The organism is Streptomyces sp. NPDC060028 (assembly GCF_042736725.1).
Taxonomy (GTDB): Bacteria; Actinomycetota; Actinomycetes; order Streptomycetales; family Streptomycetaceae; genus Streptomyces.
Genome location: NZ_JBHWVJ010000053.1, coordinates 16,050 through 26,674 on the forward strand (window position 1 = coordinate 16,050; position 10,625 = coordinate 26,674).

General features: G+C 69.6%; 12 protein-coding genes and 1 pseudogene. 6 read left to right on the forward strand and 7 right to left on the reverse strand.

Annotated elements, in window-relative coordinates:
- Positions 1 to 142 precede the first annotated feature (142 nt).
- Together ACFWBF_RS24365 and ACFWBF_RS24370 are read left to right on the forward strand one after the other, a co-directional pair.
- Positions 143 to 2,290 carry a hypothetical protein gene (locus ACFWBF_RS24365; protein WP_385605570.1) on the forward strand — a complete coding sequence of 716 codons (2,148 nt, stop codon included), beginning with the start codon at positions 143 to 145 and terminating at the stop codon, positions 2,288 to 2,290.
- A complete protein-coding gene (locus ACFWBF_RS24370; RefSeq protein ID WP_385605572.1) occupies positions 2,287 to 3,825 on the forward strand; it encodes an ABC transporter substrate-binding protein in 1,539 nt (512 codons plus the stop codon). Before ACFWBF_RS24365 ends, ACFWBF_RS24370 begins: the two co-directional genes overlap by 4 nt.
- A gap of 503 nt (positions 3,826 to 4,328) precedes the next feature.
- Here ACFWBF_RS24370 and ACFWBF_RS24375 read toward each other — a convergent pair.
- From ACFWBF_RS24375 to ACFWBF_RS24400, 6 genes and pseudogenes are all read right to left on the reverse strand, one after another.
- Positions 4,329 to 4,463 (reverse strand): hypothetical protein, encoded by a 135-nt coding sequence (locus ACFWBF_RS24375; RefSeq protein ID WP_385605574.1) that lies wholly within the window; start codon positions 4,461 to 4,463, stop codon positions 4,329 to 4,331.
- Positions 4,460 to 4,747 (reverse strand): transposase, encoded by a 288-nt coding sequence (locus ACFWBF_RS24380; RefSeq protein WP_385605576.1) that lies wholly within the window; start codon positions 4,745 to 4,747, stop codon positions 4,460 to 4,462. Before ACFWBF_RS24380 ends, ACFWBF_RS24375 begins: the two co-directional genes overlap by 4 nt.
- Before the next feature lie 375 nt (positions 4,748 to 5,122).
- Positions 5,123 to 5,770, reverse strand: a pseudogene (locus ACFWBF_RS24385) (NUDIX domain-containing protein); the annotation flags it as partial.
- Positions 5,767 to 6,141 (reverse strand): DUF4406 domain-containing protein, encoded by a 375-nt coding sequence (locus ACFWBF_RS24390; RefSeq protein ID WP_385605578.1) that lies wholly within the window; start codon positions 6,139 to 6,141, stop codon positions 5,767 to 5,769. The gene ACFWBF_RS24390 and the pseudogene ACFWBF_RS24385, both read right to left, overlap by 4 nt.
- A 65-nt stretch (positions 6,142 to 6,206) precedes the next feature.
- Complete coding sequence (locus tag ACFWBF_RS24395; RefSeq protein WP_385605580.1) at positions 6,207 to 6,992, reverse strand: DeoR/GlpR family DNA-binding transcription regulator; 786 nt, start codon at positions 6,990 to 6,992, stop codon at positions 6,207 to 6,209.
- A 515-nt stretch (positions 6,993 to 7,507) separates the two neighbouring features.
- Entirely contained in the window at positions 7,508 to 7,888 is a 381-nt protein-coding gene (locus ACFWBF_RS24400; RefSeq protein WP_385605625.1) for an STAS domain-containing protein, read from the reverse strand.
- A 258-nt stretch (positions 7,889 to 8,146) separates the two neighbouring features.
- Here ACFWBF_RS24400 and ACFWBF_RS24405 point away from each other — a divergent pair, with 258 nt between their 5' ends.
- Both ACFWBF_RS24405 and ACFWBF_RS24410 read left to right on the forward strand, forming a co-directional pair.
- On the forward strand, positions 8,147 to 8,503 hold the full coding sequence (locus ACFWBF_RS24405) for a PRC-barrel domain-containing protein (RefSeq protein WP_385605581.1): 357 nt from the start codon (positions 8,147 to 8,149) through the stop codon (positions 8,501 to 8,503).
- A 26-nt stretch (positions 8,504 to 8,529) separates the two neighbouring features.
- On the forward strand, positions 8,530 to 8,703 hold the full coding sequence (locus tag ACFWBF_RS24410; protein ID WP_385605583.1) for a hypothetical protein: 174 nt from the start codon (positions 8,530 to 8,532) through the stop codon (positions 8,701 to 8,703).
- 148 nt (positions 8,704 to 8,851) lie between these two features.
- On the opposite strand, the gene ACFWBF_RS24415 is transcribed toward ACFWBF_RS24410, so the two are convergent.
- Complete coding sequence (locus tag ACFWBF_RS24415; protein WP_385605626.1) at positions 8,852 to 9,250, reverse strand: DUF1622 domain-containing protein; 399 nt, start codon at positions 9,248 to 9,250, stop codon at positions 8,852 to 8,854.
- 283 nt (positions 9,251 to 9,533) lie between these two features.
- Between ACFWBF_RS24415 and ACFWBF_RS24420 the strand changes: the two genes are divergently transcribed.
- Positions 9,534 to 9,878 (forward strand): CorA family divalent cation transporter, encoded by a 345-nt coding sequence (locus ACFWBF_RS24420; RefSeq protein ID WP_385605585.1) that lies wholly within the window; start codon positions 9,534 to 9,536, stop codon positions 9,876 to 9,878.
- 145 nt (positions 9,879 to 10,023) lie between these two features.
- On the forward strand, positions 10,024 to 10,377 hold the full coding sequence (locus tag ACFWBF_RS24425; RefSeq protein ID WP_385605628.1) for a CorA family divalent cation transporter: 354 nt from the start codon (positions 10,024 to 10,026) through the stop codon (positions 10,375 to 10,377).
- Positions 10,378 to 10,625: the final 248 nt, after the last annotated feature.

The following is a 10,625-nucleotide window of genomic DNA, read 5'->3' on the forward strand; positions in this document are numbered from 1 at the left end:
GAAGGTCCCCCAGAGCTCGGAGAGGCGACACAACCGACCAAAGGAGCGTTCCGCCCACTGTCGGTCACGAAAGCGTAACCGAGAGGTGCGGCTTCGTCGAATGTCGGTGGCGACATGTAGCCGTCCCCTTACGCTCCTTGCCATGCGGCGGCGGTGCACCATCGAGCCGCATGACTGGGGGGTCATGGTGACGCTGTACGGACGGGCGGCGGTGCTCGATGCCGTCGTGCCTTCATTGGTGGGGCTCGAGTCGCAGGGGGCCGCCCGGCTGCGGATACCGGGCGGGAGTCCGCTGCTGATCGAGTGCGGCGGCGGGCGGCTCACCGGCAAGACCGCGCTGCTGAAGGAGCTCTCGAAGCGCTACGCGCAGCGCCTACCGCAGGCGTACGCCGACCTCGGGGCGGCGGACTTCGGCCAGCCGGGCCTCGCCTCCCTGGCCGACGAGACCACGGCGAACGCCTCGCGCACCTCGGACCTGCTCTTCTACCTGATGGACGGGTTGAGCCGGAAACCGAACGAGTTCGCCGGGAAGTTGTCCTTCCCCCGGCTTACCCAGGGGCTGCTCGCGGTCACCAGCTGGCAGTCCGAGGACGTCCAGCCCGCCGAGCTGCAGGCCGCCCGTCGCCGCCTCGCGGGGCTGTTACGGGAGAGCCAGCCCGACCTCCAGGCGCGCAACCAGCGGGTGTCGGGCTGGATCGGACAGGTCACCCAGGGCGTCAGCGCCGCAGCGGGGCTGGGACCCGGGGTGAGCGAACTCGTGGGGCCGCTCACCGACATCGTCACCACCGAACTGCTCGGCCCGCGCGCCAACAAGCAGGGCCTGGGCTGGTGGGCCGGCCGCCGGGTCGGCCCCCAGGGGGACGGACACGCCCAGTTGACCGATCTCGCCATGTGTTTCCGCGGCGACGGGGGCGACCGGCGGCGGGCGGAGCACCACTTGGTGGCCGCCCTCCTGGAGGACATGGCCGACCACTACACCTGGATGCGCCTGAAGAACCGGGTGCCGCGCCCGCTGCTGCTCCTGGACAACGTCCACACCCCGCTCGGTGTGGCGGTCCTGGACGCGCTGACCCGCGCCTGGCACGACGAGCCCACGCGGACGCACCCCGGCGTCGTCGCGGCGGCCCTCGCCCAGGAGCCCGCCGTGCCCGACGCCGAGGGCACCGCCCCGTCGACGAGGAGTGCGGCGGGCCCGTACTGGCGGCAGGACAGGCCACAGACGGCGGCCGGCTGGGTGTTGAGGCTGCCGATGGCACAGCTCGACCTCGACGAGGTCAAGGAGATGTTCGGCGACGACCGGCCGGAGCCCGACACCGCCCACGTGATCCACCGGCTCAGCGCCGGGCGCGCTGGGATAACCCACGCCCTGGTGCTGTCCGTCCGGCAGAAGACCGGCCTCCATGAGCCCGTCGACCACGGCGCGCTGCTCGACCTGCCGCTGGAACTGCCGCTCGACGACGGGCCGACGCTGCCCGTGTACGAACGGCTGCTCCGGCTCCTGATCCCCGACGGGGAGGCCCGGGCCCGCCTCGCCTCCTACACCCCGGCGCTCGACGACGCGGCCGCCCACGCGCTCGACGCCGACCACGTGCCGCACGGAGCTGACGGACAGCCTGTGGCGGCGACCGTGAGAGTGCCAGTGGCGCAGACCAAGCGCCTGTTGCGGAAGGACTGCTGGAGCCATCACCCCTGGCCGGGCACCGGCGGGCCCTTCGTCGGTGATCCCACCCTGCGGGCCTTGCTCGTGCACGACCTCCGCACCCGCACTGGCGCGACGCCCGGGGGTGGGGACTGGCGGAGCAGGCACCGGCGGCTGCGCCTCCTGTACGCGCCGGGCGCCGCCGACCCGCGCGATGCCTGCTACCTGCACCACTCGCTCGCGATCGGCGACACCGACGTCGTCGTGCGCGCCCTGCACCGCCGCCTGGCCGAGCAGGACGCGCCGGGGTGGCTCGCCACTCTCAACCTGGTCTGCGCCGCACCGCATCCCCCGGAGCACCCGGCCGTCCCGGCTGCGGATCCCGTGGAAGACCGGCTCGCGGCCGACAACGACCCCATGCGCCAGGCCGTGCAGCTCCTCGTCCTCAACCTGTGGCGGCAGTCGCTCCCCCTCGCGCACCCTGACCCGAGGAAGGTCAACGCAGTCCGGCTGCAGCTGCTCACCCTGGCCCAGAACAGCGCCGTCGGCCCCCAGGAGGTCTTCTACCAGGCCTACGAGGAGTGGCCCCAGTTGCTGAACCGCTGGATCCAGGCACCCGATCTGCCGACCTACGGAGAGCCCCGCCCATGACAATCTGGCCCGCCGGACCGCTGAACCGCGCCCTGCTGATCGCCGCCGTCGCCGTCGTCCTGGGAACCGGCGGCTACGTCTCCTATGACCGGTGGCTCGCCGAGGACCCGGCCTGCGCCCCCGGCGTGGCGAAGCGGGGCCCCCGGCACGAGTGCGTCGGCGTCACCGACGGCGGCTACGTATTCGCCCCGTCGCTGAAGCAGGTCACAGGCCGCATCAAGGCGGAGAACGACAGCGTCGCCGGGAAGTCGCCCGCCACGATCGCCCTGATGATCCCCATGATCTCCGACACCCAAGCAGAGCAGCAGGAGTACGTCGAGCAGGTGCAGGGCGCCTATCTGGCCCAGTACCGCGCCAACCACCAGGCCAACGGCAAGCAGCCGCCCATCCGGCTGGTGCTGGCCAACCCCGGCCGGGGTTACAAGGAGTGGCGTACCGTCGCCGACCAGCTCGCGCGGGCCGCGGCCGACACGAAGGAGAACCTGCGCGCCGTCACCGGCATCAACATCAGCATCACCGAGACCGAAGAGGCCGTCCGCTACCTCACGAAGGACAAGGGGATCCCGGTCGTCGCGGGCCCCATGACCGCGGACGACATCAAGAACACCGCAGCCGACCCGCACCGCTACCCGGGCCTGGCCCGGATCGCCCCCGGCAACACCGACCAGGCCGACGCCCTCGCCTCGTACGGGTCGGACATAAAGCCCGCAGAGACGCTGGTGGTCGAGGACATCCGCGAGGGCGACAACTACCTGGCCAGCCTGCGCCAGACCTTCGAGAAGCTGGCCAAGGGCGCGCCCAACGCCCCGGAGACCTTCCGGTCGCCGCCCGACTTCAACGACGAGGGCAACCTCGCCAACGACTTTCACCAGATGGTGCCGGACATCTGCTCCTCCGAGGCGAAGACCATCTACTTCGTCGGCCGTCCGGTGCAACTGCGCCTGTTCCTCGTTGAGTTGAGCAACCGCAAGTGCAACAAGCCTTACACGGTCATCAGCGGCTCGCACGCCTCCACCCTGACGGTCGACGAGAAGTTCGCCGACCAGTGGGGCGCCCTCACCAATGGCGCCGGCATCACCCTGCGCTACCCGGGCCTGGCCCACCCCGATGCCTGGGGGGACCTAAGCACGACGCCGACCGGCGGCTCCAAGGCGGCGCTGAAGGAGCTGACCGACCTGGTCCAGAAGCTCGGCACCAAGGAGCCCGACTCGATCGGCCCCGCCAACCTCTCCGACGGCCGCGTCATCATCACCTACGACGCGGTCTCCACCGCCATCGCGGGCATCCGCAACGACGCCGTGGGCAGCGTGAAGATGCCGTCCCTCTCCGAGGTCGCCGACAGCTGGCTGCGGCTGCACGGCAACAACCGGGTCGAGGGCGCCAGCGGCTGGATCTGCCTCGACCAGTACGGCAACCCGTACAACAAGACCGTCTCCATCGTCCATCTTGACCCGACGACCAAGACCGCCGTCTTCGACGGCATCGCCTGGCCCGCGGGCCGCGCCCCCGACCCCAACTGCTCCATCCCCAATTGAGGGGCCGCCGGCTGGCCCCGCCCACGCCCGGGGCCAGCCCGCAGTGCGAGGTCGAGCACGTGTCCTCCCACGCCCCGGACCCGCTCACGAAGCGCAGGTTCCTGGACAGCTCGAACCGTGAGTTGTTCGCACTGCTGAAGCGGTACCTGGGCGAAGCCCATCGTGCGCGACGAACGCGACGGCCGATGACGAAGGGCGGGGACACCAACACCGGCACCCCGCCCTTCGTCACCAGCTCACGCCCAGTTGAGCCCGAGGCCGGCCAACGCGGCGACCTTGTCGGCGGCCAGCTTCGCTCGCCTGCTCTTGCTGTTGCTCAGAGACACCCCGAGTTTGACCTCCGTACCGTCCTCAAGCCGCTTCACATGGGCCCTGGGGACCTTCACAGAGCCCTCGCGGGCCTTGTACTTGCCGAGGCGAACGGCACGATGCCGAGCGGCTCCAGGCGCTCGCGCTGCCCGTCCGTCAGCTTGACTCTGTCGGGGATCTTGGGGTGGTCGAGGTCAGCTGCCGAGGGTTCGCCAGGACCTTGACCTGGGGGTCTCGTGTCGGTCCAGGAAGTCCTGGAAGGCGGTCGGCGGTCGTGGTGCGCGGCGCTCCTCGGCCAGTGTCGTGCCGCTGAGGCGCTCGATGTTCACGGCGATCGCCGTGAATACGTGCTGCAGGTGGGCTTTCGGCTGTCCTGGGTAGCGGCAGTGGCGCATGCCGTGTCCGCGGCGAACTCGTTGGTAGTGCCCTCCATTCCGGAGCGGACCGCGTAGCGGGCCTTCCAGGCGGGTGTCTGCTGCTCGGCGCGGATGCGGAGTTGGAGGTCGCGGAGTTCTCGCGGGGGAAAGCCCACGGTCCGGGCACTGTCGGCGGTGGTCGTGCAACGGGTACGGACCGGGCAAGGACGGCCCTGGCTCTTGGTGAACCGTGCCACGATCAGCGGTGCCGCGGTGGGTGAGGCAGCGGGGACGGGTTGGGGCCACGGCCAGTCCGGCAGGCATTCCCGCGGACGGGCAGGCAGATCGAGCAGATCGCGTGGGTGGTCCGAGGCGCAGATGCTCGTACGCTGGTGGCCGGTTTCACCCGACCGAGCTCAGCCAGCTGTTCCGGGTTGCTCTGCGGACTCACGTTTGTAGGTGGCGGCAAGTTCGGTGACCAGGTGCTCCTGGCCGGAGGCGACCGCGGCGTTGATCTTTGCCACATAGGCCTCGTGCAGGAGCCGCGCCTGCGGCTCCGCGGTTATAGGGGCTGGGCTTCGCGCTGGTTCACTGCGCATTCTTGTGGGTTCCTGGTGCGCGGGCGCCGGCCGGAATGGGCCCTCCAGGGCAGCCCACTGCAGCAGCATGATGGTTTTCGCGTCGGCGATCGACCCGTCGCGGATCATCGCGAGCGCTTCGGTGAACGGCAGTTCGACGACGGTGATGTCTTCGCCTTCTGCTGCGATCCCGCCGCCGCGTGTGGTGGAACTGGCCGGGCCGTAGGGGGCGGCGAAGAAGTGCAGCCGTTCAGTGACCGAGCCGGGGCTCATGTAGACGTCGAAGACAGGCCGGGCCTCGCCGATGACGTGTCCCGTCTCCTCAAGCGCCTCACGGCGGACCGCCCCGCCGGGGCTGTCGCCGTCCAGCAGTCCGGCTGCGGCTTCGATCAGCATTCCGTCTTGGTGACCGTTGGCGTAGGCGGGAAAGCGGAACTGCCGGGTCAGCAGTACGGTGCGGCGGGCGGGGTCGTAGAGCAGGATCGTGGCGCCGTCGCCCCGGTCGTAGGTCTCGCGCTGCTGGCGGCTCCAGTGGCCATCAGTGTGCTGGAAGTCGAAGGTCGTCTTGCGCAGCACGTACCAGTCGCAGGACAGCACCTCGACCTCGCGCACCCGCACCCGCGGGTTCCCGCTCAGGCCGCGGCCTTGGCGGTCCAGGCCGGTGCGGCCCCGACGGTCGGGAGTGTCGATGCCCGCGGTCATCGTGCCACCGGGATGTCGGTAAGGGCGGTGTAGACGTCCTTGCCGGCGGCGCGGGCCTGCTCCACCATCATGTCCGCCCCGGCCGAGGGGCCGCCGATCCGCAGCACCGCGTCGCAGCGTGTCAGTAGCCGCTCGGCTATGGGGTGGAAGATCTCCTCGAAGGGGGCGTCTCCCGGGCGAGTGCTGCCTGCGATCTCCAGCAGGGCCAGGGCCAGGGCCTCGCCGGTCACCGGCAGGTGTCCGGCACGGAAGAGGTCGAGGGCGGTTTCGTGCATCGCCCGCGCATGCGCGGCGAGTTTGACGGGATCGTCCCCGGTGCCCGACCGGTAGGGGCCGGCGACCAGGATCATCAGCGGGTGCGGGGAAGGCATGACATCACTCCGTACGCAGTCGGGGTCCCGGGCCGAGGGGGCCAGGACGGGGGAAGGGGAGGCCGTCAGGCCAGGACGATGTCGACGCCCGCGTCGCGCAGGGCGGACAGCGTCTCGGGCCCCTTGGGGTGAGTGGCGGCGTCATCGGCGGCGGTATCGGTGACGAAGGTGTCCACCGCGCCAGCGGCGGCGACCTGGCTGAAGGCGCGCACGCCGAGCTTGGTGGCATCGGCCACCGCGATCGTCCGCGAAGCCTGGGCGAGTCCGGTCTGCTTCACGGCGGCGTCCTCGAGAGAGAACTCCGACCACCCGTGCTGGGCCTGCACACCCCCGATCGACATCACGAACACGTCGAACGCCATCGCCGTCAGGGCGCGCAGTGCGAGCGGGCCGACGAGAGACCGCTCACCCGGGCGGGACTGGCCACCGATCACCAGCAGTCGGATCCCCGGCCGGTCCGCAAGCCGCACCGCCGCCTGCAGACTGAGCACCGCCACCGTCAACGGCGCCCGGGCGAGGAGATGTTCAGCAACGTGCACGGTCGTCGTACCCGCGTCGAGCAGCACCGTTGAGCCCGGCTCCACCAACTCCGCCACCGCGCGCCCCAGACGATCCTTCGTCGCCGCCTGCCATCCCTCCCGTGCGGCGAACCCGGCCTCCTCGTCACGCGAACGGGTGGCGACCGCGCCGCCACGCACCCGTTTCACCAGCCCCTGACGCTCCAGTTCGTCCAGATCGCGCCGCACCGTCATCTCCGAGACGCCCAGACGGTGCGACAGCTCCGCGACGGAAACCCGGCCCGCGCCCTGCACCAGCCGCAACGTCAGATCCAGACGATTCGCTACTCCCATACCCACTTTCTAACACAGACGAGTTCGAATGAACACAACTCTGTGAGATTGATGTGGTGGTCAGCCCCACCGGGCGCAGCACCCCGAGGCGCAGCTGCGTGAGCCGGTCGGAGGCTTGGAATTCGACTGATGTCCCTTGATGGACGAGTCCGAGGGTGGTCAGCATGGGCGATCCGTGAGCCGTCGGTGTGCCAGTTTTGTCGTCGTGCCCGATCGTGATCACAAGGCGGCCGGGGCTGCGTCAGTACCGAGGCCACAGGCTCCGGTGGCGTCGCCGCGGACTCTTCCGGTAGGCGACCGCGCGCGACACCACGTCTGTCGGGGTCACCGTGTCTCGGATGGTCACCGGTCATCGCCTGGCGATCCGCTTCCGGTGTTCCGCCTGTACCGGGTCGACGAGCATTCGCTACCTTCGGCAGATGGCTTTCGAACTCTCCAACTATGAGCTCTTCAAGGAGATCGAAGCCAAGTACCGCGGCGGCTTCTACACCAACCACAACTACTCCTTCGATCCTTCAGAGTTCATCGCGGCAGGGTCTCGCCGCTGCCTTCACTATGCGATCGGCTCTCTCGATCGTGAAGGCGGTGCCGGTGATCGTGAAGGCGGTGCCGGTGTGGGACAGCTGCAGCAACCGGGCCAGGACGTGCGGGACGGCGCGCAGCCGCAGCTCCACCTCGGCGGCCTTCACTCCGCGGGTGGCGGCCAGCAGCGCGGACAGGCCGGAACAGTCGCAGAAGGAGAGCTGTGCGCAGTCGACATCGACGCCGCCCAAGCGCATGCTGATCGCCGCGCGCAGGGGGTCGTGGACGGTTGGGGCGCTGACCACGTCGAGGTCGCCCCCCACGGTCACCCGGCAGCTGCCGGGCCCGGTGGCGTGGACGTCCACGTGGATCATGTCGTACACGGCGCCCCCATTCGACTTCGATGTCGCGGCGCTGTCGTGTCTCCAGAAGGCTCCCTGGCCAGGCACCGTGTCTATCCCCATCTTCTCCCGCGGCGGCACGCCACCCGACGAGGGAGTCGTCGCGTGGTCATGACCGGCCGCCGGGGGCACAGCGGGGAGGTTTCCGGGCTGGTGTGGACGGCCTCTGCGGGGCAGGCTGAGAAGTGCACCGAATCGGGCGGACGCACCGCCGTGCGAAGGGAACCCGGGATGATCCGAATCGCGGATATCCGTGAGTGGCGAAGCCACGACGTCGTCGACGCGGGCGGCCACAAGATCGGCGCTCTGGAGGCCATCTACGTGGACACCAGCACCGACGAGCCCGCCATGGCCACCGTTCAGGTCGGGCTGCCTACCCGCCGCCACCTGGTCTTCGTCCCGCTGAACGGCGCGATCGTGGGGCCCGGCTACGTGAAGGTCGACTACGACCGGTCGCTGGTCAAGAAGTGCCCGGGGATCGGCACGGATGACGTCCTGCCCGCCGAGGACGAGGCGGCGGTCTTCGCGCACTACGGCCTGGCCTACCAGCCCGGCGCGAACGGTGAGCGGCAGCTCGCCCGCCGCTGACCGGCCTATCGAGGAGGTCTCCCGTCATGACGCTCTTCCTGCTCCTCGTCATCGCGGCGATCGTGCTGGGCATCATCGGCGCCGTCGCCAAAGGGCTGTTCTACCTGCTGCTCATCGGCATTGTGGTGTTCGTCGCGGCCTTGGTGTACCTGGTGATGCACATCCGGCGCTCCGGCCGCCACCGCCGCACGCTCCGCTGAGACCTCTCCTGTAGGAGCGGGCGGTCAAGTCGGCTGGCCGTGCTGCTGCACGACCCGCCCGGCTGCACCTCCCTGCAGGCGGCCAGCTGGTGGCGCGATACCTCTCTCAGCCGCTGACCGGTGACGCGACAGGGCCGGACGCGCATGCTCAGAGGGCAGCGGGACGCGGTGCGGTTTCCCCTTGGTCGTGCTCGATCTCTGCGCGTTCCTGGGCGATTTCCCGGGTGAGGAAGAAGTTGAGGAGAGTCCGGATGGCGGCGATGGCCGCGAGCTGGCCGATTTCGGTGAAACTGGGCGCGACCGCTGTGCGCAGGACGTCGCCGGCGAGCTGGAACTCCAGGCCGAGTACCAGGAAGCGTCCGAGGCTGAGGCGGATCTTGTTGAACTCGGTGATGAGGGAGCGCCCGCGAAGTCCGGTGGCGGCGAACCGGACGAAGGCCCAGATGGCCCCGGTGAAGATGATGAGGGCTCCGGCGGCTTCGATCGCGTGGACGAGCCACCCGATCATGTCCCGCATCGTGGACTCGGACAGCAGTTCTCCTGACAGTGACATGCGGCCCGTCTACCCGCCTCGCGGTCGTCATACCTGCGCGCTGCGCGGTTGCGCAGGTGGGAGCAGCAAGGGGAAGCCAGGGGGACGAGAGCGCAGGGTGGCTGGTGACGCACGCAATCGGCGTGTTGAAGCATGCGTGTGGGATGGAATGCGTGATGTACGAGGAACGCTCCGGCCGGTCGGAGACCGTGGAGTGCGGCCTGGAGGACGATACCTGCCAGCTGGTGCTGAAGCGGCTGCGCGGCCTGGGTGAGGCGAATTCGGCTGGGTGCGCCTCGTGGACCCGACCGAGGGCGAGCTGGCCCAGCTGGCTCAGGAGCTGGGCCTGCGTCCCCTGGCGGTCGCGGACGCGGTCCAGGCGCAGCAGCGCCCCAAGCGCGAGCACTTCGGCGATGTCCTGGCAGTCGCGCTCAAGACGCTCTGGTACGTCGATGCGGATGCGGCGGTGGAGATCGGGGAGCTGATGGTCTTCGTCGGCCCTCGCTATGTGCTCACCGTGCGGCACGGTGCGGTCGACCCGGCCGCCGAAGCCGCGGCTCGAAGCCGACCCCGGCATGCTGCGCTTCGGCCCGCTGTCGGTGCTGCATGCCGTCCTGGACGTGGTCGTGGACGCCTACAGTGATGCCGCGGCCAAGGTGCGGGGCGCGCTCACCAAGCTGGAGGACTGCACCTCGCGTGGATCACACCGAGGCGATCTACTCCCTCAAGCGGGAGGTGCGGGCGTTCCGTGACGCTATACAGCCCTCGTCCCCGTCCTGCAGGGGCTCCTGGCCGGACCGGGCCAGGAGGGGCAGCGCTACCCGCCGAAGGCGCTGCCCTACTTCCGTGACGTGGCGGACCATCTGAACCGCACCGACACCGAGGTCCGGTCGCTGGATGAGCTGCTGACCTCGGTTCTGGACGCGCAGCAGGCGCGGGTGGGGACTTGGCAGAACGACGACATGCGCCGCATCTCGGCCTGGGCGGCGATCTTCGCGATCCCCACCATGGTCGCCGGCGTCTACGGGGTGAACTTCGAGCACATGCCCGAGCTTGGCTGGAGTTACGGATACCCGCTCGCCCTCGGCCTCATGGCGCTGGCGTCCGGGCTCCTCTACCGCGCCTTCCGCCGCAACGGCTGACTCTAGGCCAAACCCCCAGCTGGGTCACCGGCACCCATGGCGCGGTACGTGTCCCAGGCCAGCCGTAGTGGCACTTTCGGACGTCGTTGAACGATGGAACTCGTCCGGGACCCGATGGCCACTTCGGCTGGACGTGGCAGAGCTGACCTATCAGTACGTGCCCGCGTACATGCAGAGCGCACGATGACTGAAAGCCGAAATGTAACGTACAGCCAGCGGGCTACTACCTGTCGTAACCCTCTGTGGGC

What these genes read in the sequence shown, in the direction of transcription:
- ACFWBF_RS24365 (WP_385605570.1), top strand. Translation starts at nt 143, where the DNA reads ATGCGGCGGCGGTGCACCATCGAGCCGCATGACTGGGGGGTCATGGTG.
- ACFWBF_RS24370 (WP_385605572.1), top strand. Translation starts at nt 2,287, where the DNA reads ATGACAATCTGGCCCGCCGGACCGCTGAACCGCGCCCTGCTGATCGCC.
- ACFWBF_RS24390 (WP_385605578.1), bottom strand. Translation starts at nt 6,141, where the DNA reads ATGCCTTCCCCGCACCCGCTGATGATCCTGGTCGCCGGCCCCTACCGG.
- ACFWBF_RS24395 (WP_385605580.1), bottom strand. Translation starts at nt 6,992, where the DNA reads ATGGGAGTAGCGAATCGTCTGGATCTGACGTTGCGGCTGGTGCAGGGC.
- ACFWBF_RS24400 (WP_385605625.1), bottom strand. Translation starts at nt 7,888, where the DNA reads ATGATCCACGTGGACGTCCACGCCACCGGGCCCGGCAGCTGCCGGGTG.
- ACFWBF_RS24405 (WP_385605581.1), top strand. Translation starts at nt 8,147, where the DNA reads ATGATCCGAATCGCGGATATCCGTGAGTGGCGAAGCCACGACGTCGTC.
- ACFWBF_RS24410 (WP_385605583.1), top strand. Translation starts at nt 8,530, where the DNA reads ATGACGCTCTTCCTGCTCCTCGTCATCGCGGCGATCGTGCTGGGCATC.